Annotated in this window: 13 protein-coding genes and 1 tRNA gene; all 14 read left to right on the plus strand. The window is 64.4% G+C overall.

The annotated features are described in order from the left end of the window. A partial coding sequence (gene tuf, locus C996_RS0113480) for an elongation factor Tu (RefSeq protein WP_018867953.1) occupies positions 1–987 on the plus strand: 987 nt, incomplete at its 5' end. Positions 988–1,073: 86 nt separating this feature from the next. Next, positions 1,074–1,149 (plus strand) — tRNA-Trp (locus tag C996_RS0113485). A gap of 37 nt (positions 1,150–1,186) precedes the next feature. Beyond that, the gene (gene secE / locus C996_RS0113490) at positions 1,187–1,552 is read left to right on the plus strand and encodes a preprotein translocase subunit SecE (protein ID WP_017940469.1); all 366 of its coding nucleotides are present in this window, start codon (positions 1,187–1,189) and stop codon (positions 1,550–1,552) included. 18 nt (positions 1,553–1,570) lie between these two features. Next, positions 1,571–2,104 (plus strand): transcription termination/antitermination protein NusG, encoded by a 534-nt coding sequence (gene nusG, locus C996_RS0113495; RefSeq protein ID WP_017940468.1) that lies wholly within the window; start codon positions 1,571–1,573, stop codon positions 2,102–2,104. Between the two features lie 67 nt (positions 2,105–2,171). Then, positions 2,172–2,603 carry a 50S ribosomal protein L11 gene (gene rplK / locus C996_RS0113500; RefSeq protein WP_018867954.1) on the plus strand — a complete coding sequence of 144 codons (432 nt, stop codon included), beginning with the start codon at positions 2,172–2,174 and terminating at the stop codon, positions 2,601–2,603. A 1-nt stretch (position 2,604) separates the two neighbouring features. Beyond that, on the plus strand, positions 2,605–3,300 hold the full coding sequence (rplA, locus tag C996_RS0113505) for a 50S ribosomal protein L1 (RefSeq protein WP_018867955.1): 696 nt from the start codon (positions 2,605–2,607) through the stop codon (positions 3,298–3,300). A 214-nt stretch (positions 3,301–3,514) separates the two neighbouring features. Continuing rightward, the gene (gene rplJ / locus C996_RS0113510) at positions 3,515–4,036 is read left to right on the plus strand and encodes a 50S ribosomal protein L10 (RefSeq protein WP_018867956.1); all 522 of its coding nucleotides are present in this window, start codon (positions 3,515–3,517) and stop codon (positions 4,034–4,036) included. A 68-nt stretch (positions 4,037–4,104) separates the two neighbouring features. Continuing rightward, positions 4,105–4,485 carry a 50S ribosomal protein L7/L12 gene (gene rplL / locus C996_RS0113515; protein ID WP_018867957.1) on the plus strand — a complete coding sequence of 127 codons (381 nt, stop codon included), beginning with the start codon at positions 4,105–4,107 and terminating at the stop codon, positions 4,483–4,485. Positions 4,486–4,616: 131 nt separating this feature from the next. Further along, positions 4,617–8,696, plus strand: a complete 4,080-nt coding sequence (gene rpoB / locus C996_RS0113520; RefSeq protein ID WP_018867958.1) for a DNA-directed RNA polymerase subunit beta — start codon at positions 4,617–4,619, stop codon at positions 8,694–8,696. A gap of 70 nt (positions 8,697–8,766) precedes the next feature. Continuing rightward, the gene (gene rpoC / locus C996_RS0113525; RefSeq protein WP_018867959.1) at positions 8,767–12,987 is read left to right on the plus strand and encodes a DNA-directed RNA polymerase subunit beta'; all 4,221 of its coding nucleotides are present in this window, start codon (positions 8,767–8,769) and stop codon (positions 12,985–12,987) included. A 108-nt stretch (positions 12,988–13,095) separates the two neighbouring features. Then, positions 13,096–13,473 carry a 30S ribosomal protein S12 gene (gene rpsL / locus C996_RS0113530; RefSeq protein ID WP_017940461.1) on the plus strand — a complete coding sequence of 126 codons (378 nt, stop codon included), beginning with the start codon at positions 13,096–13,098 and terminating at the stop codon, positions 13,471–13,473. Between the two features lie 26 nt (positions 13,474–13,499). Beyond that, positions 13,500–13,967 carry a 30S ribosomal protein S7 gene (gene rpsG, locus C996_RS0113535; RefSeq protein ID WP_018175517.1) on the plus strand — a complete coding sequence of 156 codons (468 nt, stop codon included), beginning with the start codon at positions 13,500–13,502 and terminating at the stop codon, positions 13,965–13,967. 21 nt (positions 13,968–13,988) lie between these two features. Next, positions 13,989–16,085 carry an elongation factor G gene (fusA, locus tag C996_RS0113540; RefSeq protein ID WP_018867960.1) on the plus strand — a complete coding sequence of 699 codons (2,097 nt, stop codon included), beginning with the start codon at positions 13,989–13,991 and terminating at the stop codon, positions 16,083–16,085. A 44-nt stretch (positions 16,086–16,129) separates the two neighbouring features. Then, positions 16,130–16,225 (plus strand): GTP-binding protein (locus C996_RS14440; protein WP_018137563.1); only part of this gene is annotated, 96 nt, incomplete at its 3' end.

A 16,225-nucleotide genomic window follows, 5' to 3' on the forward strand; every position in this document is an offset into this window, starting at 1 on the left:
GAATACGAAAGCGACATTCGCCACTATGCGCACGTCGACTGCCCCGGGCACGCGGACTATGTGAAGAACATGATCACGGGTGCGGCGCAGATGGACGGCGCGATCCTGGTGGTGTCGGCGGCCGATGGCCCGATGCCGCAGACGCGCGAGCACATTCTGCTGGCGCGTCAGGTGGGTGTGCCGTACATCGTGGTGTTCCTGAACAAGGCCGACATGGTCGACGATCCGGAGCTGCTGGAGCTGGTCGAGATGGAAGTTCGCGACCTGCTGTCCTCCTACGACTTCCCGGGTGACGACACCCCGGTGATCACCGGTTCCGCGCTGAAGGCGCTGGAAGGTGACGAGAGCGAAGTGGGCGCCCCGGCGATCTACAAGCTGGTGGAGGCGATGGACAGCTGGATTCCGGAGCCCGAGCGTGCCGTGGACGGCGCGTTCCTGATGCCGGTGGAAGATGTCTTCTCGATCTCCGGTCGTGGCACCGTGGTGACCGGTCGCGTCGAGCGCGGCGTGGTGAAGGTCGGCGAAGAAATCGAGATCGTCGGTATTCGCGACACCCAGAAGACCACCGTCACCGGCGTCGAGATGTTCCGCAAGCTGCTGGACCAGGGCGAAGCGGGCGACAACGTCGGCATCCTGCTGCGTGGCACCAAGCGTGACGACGTGCAGCGCGGTCAGGTGCTGTGCAAGCCGGGTTCGATCACCCCGCACACGCATTTCGAGGCCGAGGTGTACATCCTGGGCAAGGACGAGGGCGGTCGTCATACGCCGTTCTTCAATGGGTACCGCCCGCAGTTCTACTTCCGTACGACCGACGTGACGGGTTCGGTGGAACTGCCGGAAGGCACCGAGATGGTGATGCCGGGCGACAACGTCAAGATGACGGTGTCCCTGATCAACCCGATCGCGATGGAAGACGGGCTGCGCTTTGCGATCCGCGAAGGTGGCCGCACCGTCGGCGCCGGCGTCGTCTCCAAGATCATCGAGTGATACAGTAGACAAGTTGACAGATCGACCGCGAGAGGCGGCGCCGGGTGCGTCGTCTCTCGCGTTTGTTTCTTGTCGATTCGATTTATAGGCCAGTAGCTCAATTGGCAGAGCAGCGGTCTCCAAAACCGCAGGTTGGGGGTTCGAGTCCCTCCTGGCCTGCCATCTTCCGGATGGCGGCAGCACCGGGTGATACGTATTCATGAGTGAACAATCGGAACAGACCGGCGTGCTTGATACCGTCAAGCTCGCGGTGGCCGTGGCGCTGCTGATTGCCGGCGTCATGGGCTTCTATTGGTTCCAGGACGAATCCACTCTGATTCGCGTCCTCGGGCTGCTCGCCGTTGTGGGGGTCGCCATCGGCATCGGGATGACGACCGCCAAGGGCAGCCAGCTCGCCGGCTTCATGGGCAACGCGCGCACCGAGGTGCGCAAGATGGTGTGGCCCACCCGCGTCGAGACGACCCAGACCACGCTGATCGTCATTGCTGTCGTGATCCTGGTGGGGATCTTCCTCTGGCTCCTGGACATGTTCCTGGGCTGGGGCATCAGTCGGTTCATCGGATAAGCATCAGGATTCTCGACCATGGCACTACGCTGGTACGTCGTACAGGCATTCTCGGGTTTCGAGGCGCAGGTGAAGCGGTCCCTGGAGGAGCGCATCGAGCGCTTCGGCATGCAGGATCACTTTGGCGAGATCCTCGTCCCCACCGAGGAGGTCGTCGAGATGAAGGACGGCCAGAAGCGCAAGAGCGAACGCAAGTTCTTCCCCGGCTACGTGCTGGTGCAGATGGACCTGAACGACGAGGCCTGGCACCTGGTGAAGGCCGTGCCGCGCGTGCTCGGCTTTATCGGCGGGACGGCCGATCGCCCGGCCCCGATTAGCGACAAGGAAGCCGACGCCATCCTGCAGCGCATGCAGGAAGGCGCCGAGAAGCCGCGCCCGAAGGTCCTGTTCGAGGTGGGCGAGATGGTTCGCGTGATCGATGGGCCGTTCAACGACTTCAACGGCGTGGTCGAAGAGGTCAACTACGACAAGAGCCGCCTGCTGGTGGCCGTCCAGATTTTCGGCCGCTCGACGCCCGTGGAACTGGAGTTCCACCAAGTCGAGAAAACCTGACCGACGCGCAAGCGTCGTTACCTGCTGATCGGGGAGCCGCGAGGCGTTCGCACCCGAGGGAGTTCTCATGGCAAAGAAAATCGAAGCGTATATCAAGCTTCAGGTCCCGGCCGGCAAGGCCAACCCGAGCCCGCCCGTGGGCCCCGCGCTGGGTCAGCGCGGTGTGAACATCATGGAGTTCTGCAAGGCGTTCAACGCGCAGACCCAGGAAATGGAGCCCGGTCTGCCGATCCCGGTGGTTATCACCGTGTACGCCGATCGCAGCTTCACGTTCATCACCAAGACGCCGCCGGCGGCGATCCTGCTGAAGAAGGCCGCGGGCATCCAGTCCGGGTCCGGTCAGCCGAATACCAACAAGGTGGGTACGGTCACCCGTGCCCAGCTGGAAGAGATCGCGAAGACCAAGGAACCCGACCTGACGGCGGCGGATCTGGATGCCGCGGTCCGTACCATTGCCGGTAGTGCCCGCAGTATGGGCCTCGAAGTGGAGGGTCTCTGACATGGCAAAGCTTTCCAAGCGTATGCAGGCCATCCGCGAGAAGGTCGAACCGACCCGTCTGTATCCGGTGACCGAGGCCTTTGATCTCCTGCGTGACCTGCCCAAGGCCAAGTTCCGCGAGTCGGTCGATGTCGCCGTGAACCTCGGCGTTGATCCGCGCAAGTCCGATCAGGTGGTGCGTGGTTCCACCGTGCTGCCGCACGGCAACGGCAAGACCGTTCGCGTGGCCGTGTTCACCCAGGGTGCCAACGCCGATGCGGCGAAGGAAGCCGGCGCGGACGTGGTCGGTATGGACGACCTCGCCGAACAGGTGAAGGCCGGTCAGATGGACTTCGACGTGGTGATCGCCTCCCCGGACGCGATGCGCGTGGTCGGTCAGCTGGGCCAGATCCTCGGGCCGCGCGGCCTGATGCCGAACCCGAAGGTCGGCACCGTGACCCCCGATGTGGCCACCGCGGTGACCAACGCCAAGGGCGGGCAGGTGCGCTATCGCACCGACAAGGGCGGCATCGTGCACTGCACGATCGGCGCGGCGGATTTCGAATCCAGTGCGCTTGCCGAGAACCTGAACGCCCTGCTGGCCGATCTGGTCAAGATGAAGCCGGCGACCTCCAAGGGTCAGTACGTCAAGGGCGTGGTGGTGTCGACCACCATGGGTCCGGGCGTCAAGGTCGATCAGGGCTCGCTGAGCCTCTGAGCAACAACATTCGGTTTTTGGTCGGCTGTCGCGCAAGCGGCACGCCATCCAAGACCGCAGGCGCGGGGCCTTCGGGCCCGGCTTAATACCTCAGCCTGCGCAGATGGTGTCACCCGATTCAGGAAGTACCTGCGACGGGAGCACCGCAGTACCGGGTTCGCCCGGTTTCACGACCGCCTCCGGGTGGTCTTACTAGAGGAGAGTCAACGTGGCTTTGAATCTCGATGACAAGAAGGTGATTGTCTCGGAACTGGCTACGGTTGCTGCCTCGGCACATTCCGCGGTCGCCGCGGAATATCGGGGTCTCTCGGTAGCGCAGATGACCGACCTGCGTCGGCAGGCACGGTCCTCCGGTGTCTATCTGCGAGTGGTGAAGAACAACCTCGCCAAGCGTGCCATTGAGGGTACGGATTTCGAGTGCATGCAGCCCGAGCTGCATGGCCCGCTGATCCTGGCCTTCAGTGAAGAGGAGCCCAGCTCCGCCGCGCGCCTGGTGAAGGACTTCGCCAAGGAGAACGATCAGCTGAAGGTCCGGCTGGTGTCCTTTGGTGGGCAGCTCATGGGGGCGAACGATCTCGATCGCCTCGCGAGCCTGCCGACGCGTGAAGAGGCGCTTGCGCAGCTTCTCGCCACCATGAAGGCGCCGCTCGACAAGTTCGCCCGTACGGTGAACGAAGTCCCCGGCAAGCTGGTGCGTACCGTTGCAGCAATCCGTGACCAGAAACAGGCAGCCTGAACCCTTACCGCCTTTTTCTGCAGCAAGTACTGAATGAATTCGGGTACGACCCGTTAGGAGAGTTAGAAATGGCCGTTTCGAAAGAAGATATCCTGGAAGCCATCGGCAACATGACGGTCCTCGAGATCGTGGACCTGATCAGCGAGATGGAAGAGAAGTTCGGCGTGTCCGCCGCTGCCGCCGTCGCGGCCGCCCCGGCCGCTGCCGGTGGTGGTGAAGCCGCCGCCGCCGAAGCCAAGGACGAGTTCGACGTCGTGATGTCCAGCTTCGGCGACAACAAGGTCGGCGTGATCAAGGTCGTGCGCGGCCTGACCGGGCTGGGTCTGAAGGAAGCCAAGGAAATGGTCGAAGGCGTGCCGGCGACCGTGAAGGAAGGCGCGCCGAAGGAAGAGGCCGAGAAGATGAAGACGGAACTGGAAGAAGCGGGCGCCACCGTCGAACTGAAGTAAGAAGGCGCTTGCGCCTGTTGTTTTCGTGTACATCACGAAGCCCTGAGGCTGGCGGCCGTTTGGTCGTCAGCCTCAGCCCGTGGTGGCGCGGGTTTTGTTCCGCGTTGTTCAGCTAGCCTCCGAGGTAAGCCATGGCCCTCAGTTATACCGAAAAGAAACGTATCCGCAAGGACTTCGGGAAGCGTCCCCAGATCCTCGACGTCCCGTACCTGCTCGAGACCCAGTTGACGTCCTATCGGGATTTCCTGCAGGCGGACCAAGCGCCGGACGGGCGTGATCCCCTGGGCCTGCACGCGGCGTTTCAGTCGGTATTCCCCATCGTCAGCTATTCCGGTCATGTCCAGCTCGAGTACGTGAGCTACCGCCTGGGCGAGCCGATGTTCGACGTGAAGGAATGCCAGATCCGTGGCGTGACCTATGCGGCCCCGCTGCGTGTGCTGCTGCGCCTCGTGATCCACGACAAGGAAGCCCCGGCGGGCTCCACCGTGGTCAAGGAGGTCAAGGAGCAGGAGGTCTACATGGGCGAGATGCCGCTCATGACGGAGAACGGCACCTTCGTCATCAATGGCACCGAACGCGTGATCGTGTCGCAGCTGCACCGCTCCCCCGGTGTGTTCTTCGACAGCGACAAGGGCAAGACGCAGGGCAGCGCGCAGAAGCTGCTCTATAACGCCCGCATCATTCCGTACCGCGGTTCCTGGCTGGACTTCGAGTTCGACGCCAAGGACGGGGTATACGTGCGCATCGACCGTCGCCGCAAGCTGCCGGCGTCGATTCTGCTGCGCGCACTGGGCATGGATACCGAAGAGATCCTGGCCACCTTTTTCGAATTCAACCAGCTCACCCTCGACGAGGATGGTGGCGAGCTGGACCTGATCCCCGAGCGCATGCGCGGCGAGACCGCCGTGGTGGATATCACCGACGGTGACAAGGTCATCGTCGAGGCGGGTCGCCGCATCACCCCCCGTCACATCCGGGAGATCGAGAAGGCCGGCATCAGCACCCTGCGGGTGCCGGACGAATACCTGCTGGGTCGTGTGCTGGCCAAGGGCGTGGTGGACGAGTCCACCGGCGAACTGATCGCCGGCGCCAACGACGCCCTGACCCAGGAACTGCTGGACAAGCTGCGCGCCGAGGGTGTGAAGACCCTGCAGACGATCTACACCAACGACTACGACCATGGTCCGTACATGTCGGACACCCTGCGTCTGGACCCGACCAAGACGCAGCTGGAGGCGCAGGTCGAGATCTACCGCGTGATGCGCCCGGGCGAGCCGCCGACCAAGGACGCCGCGGAGAACCTGTTCTCCAACCTGTTCTTCTCCGAGGATCGCTACGACCTCTCCGCCGTGGGCCGCATGAAGTTCAACCGTCGCGTGGGTCGCGAGACCGACGAGGGCGAGGGCGTGCTGTCGCCGGAGGACATCCTGGATGTGCTGAAGGTCCTGATCGACCTGCGCAACGGCAACGGCCGCACCGACGACATCGACCACCTGGGCAACCGCCGTATCCGCAGCGTGGGCGAGATGGCCGAGAACCAGTTCCGTCTGGGCCTGGTGCGGGTTGAGCGCGCGGTCAAGGAGCGTCTGACCGTCGCCGAGAGCGAGGGCCTGATGCCGCAGGAGCTGATCAACGCCAAGCCGGTGGCGGCCGCGGTCAAGGAGTTCTTCGGGTCCAGCCAGCTGTCGCAGTTCATGGACCAGAACAACCCGCTGTCCGAGGTCACCCACAAGCGCCGCATCTCCGCGCTGGGCCCGGGCGGCCTGACCCGCGAGCGTGCCGGCTTCGAGGTGCGCGACGTGCATCCGACGCACTACGGTCGCGTCTGCCCGATCGAGACCCCGGAAGGCCCGAACATCGGCCTGATCAATTCGCTGGCGGTGTACGCCCGCACCAACCGCTACGGCTTCCTGGAGACGCCGTACCGCAAGGTCGAGGACGGCAAGGTCACCGAGGAGATCGTTTACCTCTCCGCGATCGAGGAGAGCCAGTACGTGATCGCCCAGGCGAACGCGGCCATGGACGACGAAGGCCGTCTGAGCGACGACCTCGTCTCCTGCCGCCACCAGGAAGAGTTCACGATCTCGACTCCGGACAAGATCCAGTACATGGATATCTCGCCGAAGCAGATCGTGTCGGTGGCGGCCGCGCTGCTGCCGTTCCTGGAGCACGATGACGCGAACCGCGCCCTGATGGGTGCGAACATGCAGCGTCAGGCCGTGCCGTGCCTGCGTGCCGACAAGCCGCTGGTGGGCACCGGCATCGAGCGCGCCGTCGCCATCGACTCCGGCTCCGCGATCGTCGCCAAGCGCGGCGGGACTGTGGACTCGGTCGATGCCGGTCGCGTGGTGGTCCGGGTCAACGACGACGAGACCGTCGCCGGCGAGCCGGGCGTGGACATCTACAACCTGACCAAGTACTCGCGTTCCAACCAGAACACCTCCATCAACCAGCGGCCGCTGGTCGCGGTGGGCGACGAGATCGCCCGGGGCGACGCGATCGCGGACGGCTCCTCCACCGACATGGGCGAGCTGGCGCTGGGCCAGAACATGATGGTCGCGTTCATGCCGTGGAACGGCTACAACTTCGAGGACTCGATCCTGATCTCGGAGCGCGTGGTGCAGGAGGACCGCTACACCACCATCCATATCGAGGAGCTCAACTGTGTCGCCCGCGACACCAAGCTGGGCCAGGAAGAGATCACCGCGGATATCCCGAACGTCTCCGAGTCCCTGCTGAACAAGCTGGACGAGTCCGGCGTCGTGTATGTCGGCGCCGAGGTGAATCCGGGCGATATCCTGGTGGGCAAGGTGACGCCGAAGGGCGAGACCCAGCTGACGCCGGAAGAGAAACTCCTGAGGGCGATCTTCGGCGAGAAGGCCTCCGACGTGAAGGACACCTCCCTGCGCGTCCCGTCCGGCATCGAGGGCACGGTGATCGACGTGCGCGTGTTCACCCGCGACGGTGTGGAGAAGGACGCCCGCGCCAAGTCGATCGAGGCCGACGATCTGGCCGCCGTGCAGAAGGACCTGAAGGACCAGCTGCGCATCTACGAGGACGATATCTACGCTCGCGTGGAGAAGCTGCTGGTCAACAAGACCGCCGCCGGCGGGCCGGACGGCCTCGGTGACGGCTCCAAGGTCACCAAGAAGTACCTGCAGGGTCTGTCCCGCGACAAGTGGTTCGAGGTGCGGCTGAAGGACGACGCGGTCAACTCCCAGCTGGAGGACCTTGGTCGTCAGATCCAGGACCAGCACGAGGCGTTCGAGAAGAAGTTCGAGCACCAGAAGGCCAAGCTGGCCGCGGGCGACGACCTGCCGCCGGGCGTGCAGAAGATGGTCAAGGTGTACGTGGCCGTGAAGCGTCGCCTGCAGCCGGGCGACAAGATGGCCGGTCGCCACGGCAACAAGGGCGTGATCTCGATGATCGTGCCGGAAGAGGACATGCCGTTCCTCGAGGACGGGACCCCGGTCGACGTGGTGCTGAACCCGCTGGGCGTGCCCTCGCGCATGAACGTCGGGCAGGTGCTGGAGGTTCACCTCGGGTGGGCCGCCAAGGGCCTGGGCGACAAGATCAACCGCATGCTCGAGGCGCAGGCCGAGATCGCGAAGCTGCGCGAGTTCCTCGACAAGATCTACAACCACCGCGAGCGCAAGGTGGACCTCGACTCCATGTCGGATGCCGAGATCATCACCCTGTGCAAGAACCTGCGCGGTGGCGTGCCGATGGCGACGCCGGTATTCGACGGTGCCGAAGAGGCCGAGATCAAGGAGATGCTGCGGCTGGCGGACCTGCCCGAGACCGGGCAGGCCCAGCTCTACGATGGCCGCACCGGCGACGAATTCGATCGCCCGGTTACCGTGGGCTACATGCACATGCTGAAGCTGAACCACCTGGTGGACGACAAGATGCATGCGCGTTCCACCGGCCCGTACTCGCTGGTCACCCAGCAGCCGCTGGGCGGCAAGGCGCAGTTCGGCGGTCAGCGCTTCGGCGAAATGGAGGTCTGGGCACTGGAGGCCTACGGCGCCGCCTACACCCTGCAGGAGATGCTGACGGTGAAGGCGGACGACGTGCAGGGCCGTAACAAGATGTACAAGAACATCGTTGACGGTGAGCACCACATGGAGGCCAACGTCCCCGAGTCGTTCAACGTGCTCATGAAGGAGATCAAGGCGCTCGGCATCAATATCGAGCTCGAGCAGGACTGATCTTCTCCGATCCGATTGTGATCCGACGGGGCGTGCGCGCCCCTCGAAACCAAGTTTGTGAGGCAAGCGAATGAAAGACCTCCTGAATCTGTTCAAGCAGCAGACCCAGCCGGAAGAGTTCGATGCGATCCGCATCGGCCTGGCGTCCTCGGACCAGATCCGTTCCTGGTCCTTTGGCGAGGTGAAGAAGCCGGAGACCATCAACTACCGGACCTTCAAGCCGGAGCGTGACGGCCTGTTCTGCGCGAAGATCTTCGGGCCGGTGAAGGACTACGAGTGCCTGTGCGGCAAGTACAAGCGCCTGAAGCATCGCGGCGTGGTCTGCGAGAAGTGCGGCGTCGAGGTCACCCAGACCAAGGTGCGCCGCGAGCGCATGGGGCATATCGATCTGGCCTCGCCGGTTGCGCACATCTGGTACCTGAAGAGCCTGCCGTCCCGCATCGGCCTGCTGCTGGACATGACCCTGAAGGACATCGAGAAGGTGCTCTACTTCGAATCCTTCATCGTGACCGATCCGGGCTTCACCACGCTCGAGAAGCGCCAGCTCCTGACCGACGAGGAATACCTCGAGGCAATGGAAGAGCACGGCGACGACTTCACCGCGCTGATGGGCGCCGAGGCCGTGCTGAGCCTGCTGAAGGAGATGGATCTGCCGGCCGAGGCTGCCAAGCTGCGCCAGGAGCTGGCCGAGACCGGCTCCGAGACCAAGATCAAGCGTCTGGGCAAGCGGCTCAAGCTGGTCGAGTCCTTCCTCGAGTCCGGCAACAAGCCGGAGTGGATGATCATGAAGGTCCTGCCGGTGCTGCCGCCGGACTTGCGCCCGCTGGTGCCGCTGGACGGTGGCCGCTTCGCGACCTCCGACCTGAACGACCTGTACCGCCGGGTGATCAACCGGAACAACCGGCTGCGCCGCCTGCTGGAGCTGAACGCCCCGGACATCATCGTACGCAACGAAAAGCGCATGCTGCAGGAGTCCGTGGATGCGCTGCTGGACAACGGGCGTCGCGGTCGTGCGATCACCGGCACCAACAAGCGCCCGCTGAAATCCCTGGCCGACATGATCAAGGGCAAGCAGGGCCGCTTCCGCCAGAACCTGCTGGGCAAGCGCGTCGACTACTCCGGTCGTTCCGTGATCGTGGTCGGTCCGACTCTGCGCCTGCACCAGTGCGGCCTGCCCAAGCGCATGGCGCTGGAACTGTTCAAGCCGTTCATCTTCGGCAAGCTGCAGCGCCGTGGCCTGGCCACGACCATCAAGGCCGCCAAGAAGGCCGTGGAGAAGGAAGGCCCCGAGGTCTGGGACATCCTCGAAGAGGTGATCCGCGAGCACCCGGTGATGCTGAACCGTGCCCCGACCCTGCACCGCCTGGGCATCCAGGCCTTCGAACCGGTGCTGATCGAGGGCAAGGCGATCCAGCTGCATCCGCTGGTCTGTGCCGCGTTCAACGCCGACTTCGACGGTGACCAGATGGCCGTGCACGTGCCGCTGTCGCTGGAGGCCCAGCTGGAGGCGCGCACGCTGATGCTGTCCTCCAACAACGTGCTGTCGCCGGCCAACGGCGAGCCGATCATCGTGCCGTCGCAGGATATCGTGCTGGGTCTGTACTACCTGTCGCGCGAGAAGGTCAACGCCAAGGGCGAAGGGATGACCTTCTCCGACGTGGACGAGGTGCACCGCGCCTACGAGCACAAGCAGGTGGACCTGCATGCGCGCATCACCGTGCGCATCGCGGACACCATGGCCGACGTCGCCGAGGGCGAAGCGCTGCCGTCCATGCGCGTGGAGACCACGGTCGGTCGCGCGATCCTGTCGCGCATCATGCCCAAGGGCCTGCCGTTCGAGCTGATCGACCGCGAGCTGAACAAGAAGGCGATCTCCGGGCTGATCAACTCCTGCTACCGCCGCCTGGGCCTGAAGGACACGGTCGTGTTCGCGGACCAGCTGATGTACGCGGGCTTTTACTACTCCACCCGTGCCGGCGTGTCTTTCTGCGCCGACGACATGGTGATCCCGGACGAGAAGCACCCGATCCTGCAGGGCGCCGAGGACCAGGTGAAGGAGATCGAGGATCAGTACGCCTCGGGTCTCGTCACCAAGGGCGAACGCTACAACAAGGTCGTGGATATCTGGTCGCACTGCAATGACCAGGTCGCCAAGGCCATGATGGAACGCCTCGGCAAGGAGCAGGTCACCAACAAGGACGGCGAGACGGTCGAGCAGAACTCGTTCAACTCGATCTTCATGATGGCCGATTCCGGCGCGCGTGGTTCCGCCGCGCAGATCCGACAGCTGGCCGGCATGCGCGGCCTGATGGCCAAGCCGGACGGCTCCATCATCGAGACGCCGATCACCGCGAACTTCCGCGAGGGTCTGAACGTCCTGCAGTACTTCATCTCGACCCACGGGGCGCGCAAGGGCCTGGCCGATACCGCGCTGAAGACCGCGAACTCGGGTTACCTGACCCGTCGCCTGGTGGATGTCTCCCAGGACGTTGTGGTGACCGAGCCGGATTGCGGCACCGAGCAGGGCCTGTTGATGAAGCCGATCATCGAGGGTGGCGACGTCGTGGAGCCGCTGCGCGATCGCGTGCTGGGGCGTACCACCGCGGTGGACGTGCTCCGCCCGGGCACCGACGAGGTGCTGGTGCCCGCGGGCACCCTGCTGGACGAGGCCATGGTGGACACCCTGGACGGCGCGTCGGTGGACGAGGTGCTGGTGCGTTCGGCGATCACCTGCGAGACCCGCCAGGGCATCTGCGCCAAGTGCTACGGGCGTGATCTGGCCCGTGGCCACGAGGTCAACGCCGGGGAGGCCGTGGGCGTCATCGCCGCGCAGTCGATCGGCGAGCCGGGTACCCAGCTGACCATGCGTACCTTCCACATCGGCGGGGCCGCGAGCCGCGCGGTGACGGTCAGCGCGATCCAGGTGAAGAACTCCGGGGCCGCGCGTCTGCACAACCTGAAGACGGTCACCAACAAGGCCGGTAACCTGGTCGCGGTATCGCGTTCCGGCGAGCTGGGCGTGATCGACGATCAGGGTCGCGAGCGCGAGCGTTACAAGATCCCGTACGGCGCGACCATCACGGTCCACGACGGGGACACCGTCGAGGCCGGCCAGGAGGTCGCGACCTGGGATCCGCATACCCATCCGATCGTCACCGAGGTGGCCGGTAACATCCGTCTGGCGGATTTCGTCGAGAACGTCACCGTCACCAAGGAGACCGACGAGTTCACCGGGCTGTCGTCCAACGTGGTGCTGGATCCGAAGAGCCGCTCGTCGGCCGGCAAGGACCTGCGCCCGACGGTCAAGCTGCTCGACGACGACGGCAACGAGGTGTACATCCCGGGCACCGACATGCCCGCGCAGTACATGCTGCCGGCCAACGCGATCTTCAACCTGGAGGACAACGCCCGGGTCGAGGTCGGTGACGTCATCGCGCGCCTGCCGCAGGAGTCCTCCAAGACCCGTGATATCACCGGGGGTCTGCCCCGCGTGGCCGACCTGTTCGAGGCACGCCGTCCGAAGGAGCCGGCGGTGCTGGCGGAGATCTCGGGTACCGTGTCGTTCGGCAAGGAGACCAAGGGCAAGCAGCGCCTGGTGATCACCCCGGACAAGGGCGACCCGGTCGAGATGCTGATCCCGAAGCTGCGGACCGTGAACGTCTTCGAGGGCGAGCGCGTGGAGCGTGGCGAGGTCGTAGTCGATGGCGAGCTGGATCCGCACGACATCCTGCGCCTGCGCGGTGTCACCACCCTGGCCGAGTACCAGGTGCAGGAGATCCAGGACGTCTACCGCCTGCAGGGCGTGAAGATCAACGACAAGCACATCGAGGTGATCGTCCGCCAGATGATGCGCAAGGTGAACATCGTGGACGCCGGCGATACCAAGTTCCTCGCCGGGGACCAGGTCGATCGCGTGCGTGTCCTCGAGGAGAACGAACAACTGGGTGCGGATCAGCAGCCGGCGACCTACGAGCGCGTGCTGCTCGGGATCACCAAGGCCTCGCTGGTCACCGAGTCGTTCATCTCCGCGGCCTCCTTCCAGGAGACCACCCGCGTACTGACTGAGGCGTCCACCCGTGGCGCCCGCGACGACCTGCGCGGTCTGAAGGAGAACGTGATTGTCGGGCGCCTGATCCCCGCCGGGACGGGCCTCGCCTACCACAAGGAGCGCCGTCGCAAGCGCGCGCTGGAAATGCCCGAGTTCGAGGCGGTCGAGGAGACCCAGGCGGCCACCGCCGAGTCCGAGCCCGCCACCACCGATCCGGGTACCGCGGAAGACGGGTCCGAGTGACCCGTCCCATCTTGACACTCACGGGGGCGGCGATTAGAATTCCGCTCCCTCGACAGGCCGGTCTCGGCGCCGGCCTGTCGTTATTTTTAGGCTAGGAGAAAGGGTTTCATGGCCACGATCAACCAGTTGGTACGCAAGCCCCGCAAGCGCCCCGTCGAAAAGAGCGATGTGCCGGCGCTGCAGGGTTCCCCGCAGAAGCGCGGGGTCTGCACCCGTGTCTACACGACCACCCCGAAAAAGCCGAACTCGGCGCTGCGCAAGGTTGCGCGCGTGCGGCTGACCAATGGCTACGAAGTCAGTAGCTACATCGGTGGGGAAGGCCACAACCTGCAGGAGCACTCGGTGGTCCTGATCCGGGGCGGCCGCGTGAAGGACCTCCCGGGTGTGCGCTACCACACGGTGCGCGGCAGCCTGGATACCCAGGGCGTGCAGAAGCGTGCCCAGGGCCGGTCCAAGTACGGCACCAAGCGTCCCAAGAAATCCTAACCGAGATCCAGTCCGGGAACTGAAACATGTCTAGAAGAGCAGCTGCCCCCAAGCGTCACATCCTCCCCGACCCGAAGTTCGGAAGCGAGCGCCTGGCCAAGTTCATCAACACGGTCATGCGCGACGGCAAGAAGTCCGTCGCCGAACAGGTCGTGTACGGCGCCCTGGACCAGATCGAGTCCAAGCAGGGCGACGGGATGGGCGCGCTGGAGCGTGCCCTGGACAACATCCGTCCGCGCGTCGAGGTCAAGTCGCGCCGCGTCGGAGGTGCGACCTATCAGGTTCCTGTGGAAGTCCGCTCGGTGCGTCAGGACGCGCTGGCGATGCGCTGGGTGGTCGAGGCCGCCCGCAAGCGTGGCGAACGGACCATGGCCCTGAAGCTGGCTGGCGAACTGATGGACGCCGCCGACAGCAAGGGCTCCGCCGTGAAGAAGCGCGAAGACACTCACCGCATGGCGGAAGCGAACAAGGCGTTCGCCCATTTCCGCTGGTAAATCTGTTTAGAGAGGCTCACCGTGGCACGCAAGACCCCACTTAAGCGCTACCGGAACATCGGGATCAGCGCGCACATCGACGCCGGCAAGACGACGACGACCGAACGCATCCTGTTCTACACCGGTCTGTCGCACAAGATCGGCGAGGTGCATGACGGTGCAGCCGTGATGGACTGGATGGAGCAGGAGCAGGAGCGCGGGATCACCATCACTTCCGCGGCGACCACCAGCTTCTGGTCCGGCATGGCCAAGCAGTTCGACGAGCACCGGGTGAATATCATCGATACCCCCGGGCACGTGGACTTCACCATCGAGGTCGAGCGCTCCATGCGTGTGCTCGACGGCGCGGTCATGGTGTATTGCGCGGTCGGTGGTGTGCAGCCGCAGTCCGAGACCGTGTGGCGCCAGGCGACCAAGTACGCCGTGCCGCGTATGGCGTTCGTCAACAAGATGGACCGCGCCGGCGCCGACTTCCTGCGCGTCTATGAACAGATGAAGGAGCGCCTGCAGGCGAACCCGGTCCCGATCCAGCTGCCGATCGGCGCGGAGGACCAGTTCAAGGGCGTGATCGACCTGGTGAAGATGCAGGCCATCTACTGGGACGAGGACAACTTCGGGATCTCCTTCGAGTACAAGGATATTCCGGACGAGCTGAAGGCCGACGCCGAGAAGTGGCGCGAGAACATGCTCGAGGCGGCCGCCGAGGCCAACGAAGAGCTGATGGACAAGTACCTCAACGAGGGCACCCTCAGCGAGGAAGAGATCAAGTCTGCGCTGCGCCACCGCACCATCGAGCTCGAGATCGTGCCGATGCTGTGCGGCTCCGCGTTCAAGAACAAGGGTGTGCAGGCGATGCTCGACGCGGTCGTCGAGTACCTGCCGTCGCCGGAAGAGGTCAAGGCCATCAAGGGCGTCAAGGCCGGCACCGAGGAGCCGGTCGAGAAGCACGCCTCCGATGACGAGCCGTTCGCCGCGCTGGCGTTCAAGATCATGACCGACCCCTACGTCGGCTCGTTGACCTTCGTGCGCGTCTACTCTGGCGTGCTGTCGGCCGGCGACTCGGTCCTGAACACGCAGAACAATCGACGCGAGCGCATCGGCCGCATCCTGCAGATGCACTCGAACTCCCGCGAGGAGATCAAGGAGCTGCGCGCGGGTGACATCGGCGCCGTGGTCGGTTTGAAGGACCTGTACACCGGGACCACGCTGTGCGACCCGAACGACCCGGTCGAACTGGAGCGCATGGAGTTCCCGGATCCGGTGATCTCCATCGCGGTCGAGCCGAAAACCAAGACCGACCAGGAAAAGATGGGTATCGCGCTGAACAAGCTGGCGCAGGAAGATCCGTCGTTCCGCGTGCGGACCGACGAGGAATCCGGGCAGACCATCATCTCCGGCATGGGCGAGCTGCACCTGGAGGTGCTGGTCGACCGCATGAAGCGGGAATTCAAGGTCGAGGCGAACGTGGGTCAGCCCCAGGTGGCCTACCGCGAGACCATCCGCAAGACGGTCGAACAGGAAGGCAAGTTCGTGCGCCAGTCCGGTGGTCGCGGACAGTACGGTCACGTCTGGATCCGCATCGAGCCGCTGGAGCCGGGCGAAGGCTACAAGTTCGAGAACGCCATCGTGGGTGGTGTGGTGCCGAAGGATTACATCCCGGCCGTCTCCAAGGGCATCGAAGAACAGATGGCCAACGGTGTGCTCGCCGGGTATCCGGTCGAGGACGTCAAGGTCACCCTGTTCGACGGTTCCTACCATGACGTCGACTCCAACGAGATGGCGTTCAAGGTGGCCGGTTCGATGGCCTTCAAGGAAGGCGCCCTGAAGGCGGGTGCCGTGCTGCTCGAGCCGATGATGAAGGTCGAGGTCGAGACGCCCGAGGAGTACATGGGCGACGTGATGGGCGACCTTAATCGCCGCAGGGGTCTGGTGAAGGGCATGGAAGACGTGGCCGGCCAGAAGCTGCTGAAGGCCGAGGTGCCGCTGTCCGAGATGTTCGGCTACTCGACCCAGCTGCGCTCGATGAGCCAGGGCCGCGCGACCTACTCGATGGAATTCGAGAAGTACGCCGAGGCCCCCGCCCAGATCGCCGAGGCGGTTGCCGCCAAGGCGTCCTGATACCGAATTCGCGTTATTTGAAAGAACTGCAAGAGGTTTGAGCTGTGTCCAAGGAAAAGTTCGAGCGTAAGAAGCCGCATGTGAATGTGGGGACGATTGGTCATGTGGACCATGGGAAAACGACGCTGACGGCGGCGATG

The organism is Thioalkalivibrio sp. ALE25 (genome assembly GCF_000377285.1).
Lineage (GTDB): Bacteria > Pseudomonadota > Gammaproteobacteria > Ectothiorhodospirales > Ectothiorhodospiraceae > Thioalkalivibrio.

What these genes read in the sequence shown, in the direction of transcription:
- secE (WP_017940469.1), top strand. Translation starts at nt 1,187, where the DNA reads ATGAGTGAACAATCGGAACAGACCGGCGTGCTTGATACCGTCAAGCTC.
- nusG (WP_017940468.1), top strand. Translation starts at nt 1,571, where the DNA reads ATGGCACTACGCTGGTACGTCGTACAGGCATTCTCGGGTTTCGAGGCG.
- rplK (WP_018867954.1), top strand. Translation starts at nt 2,172, where the DNA reads ATGGCAAAGAAAATCGAAGCGTATATCAAGCTTCAGGTCCCGGCCGGC.
- rplA (WP_018867955.1), top strand. Translation starts at nt 2,605, where the DNA reads ATGGCAAAGCTTTCCAAGCGTATGCAGGCCATCCGCGAGAAGGTCGAA.
- rplL (WP_018867957.1), top strand. Translation starts at nt 4,105, where the DNA reads ATGGCCGTTTCGAAAGAAGATATCCTGGAAGCCATCGGCAACATGACG.
- rpoB (WP_018867958.1), top strand. Translation starts at nt 4,617, where the DNA reads ATGGCCCTCAGTTATACCGAAAAGAAACGTATCCGCAAGGACTTCGGG.
- rpoC (WP_018867959.1), top strand. Translation starts at nt 8,767, where the DNA reads ATGAAAGACCTCCTGAATCTGTTCAAGCAGCAGACCCAGCCGGAAGAG.
- rpsL (WP_017940461.1), top strand. Translation starts at nt 13,096, where the DNA reads ATGGCCACGATCAACCAGTTGGTACGCAAGCCCCGCAAGCGCCCCGTC.
- rpsG (WP_018175517.1), top strand. Translation starts at nt 13,500, where the DNA reads ATGTCTAGAAGAGCAGCTGCCCCCAAGCGTCACATCCTCCCCGACCCG.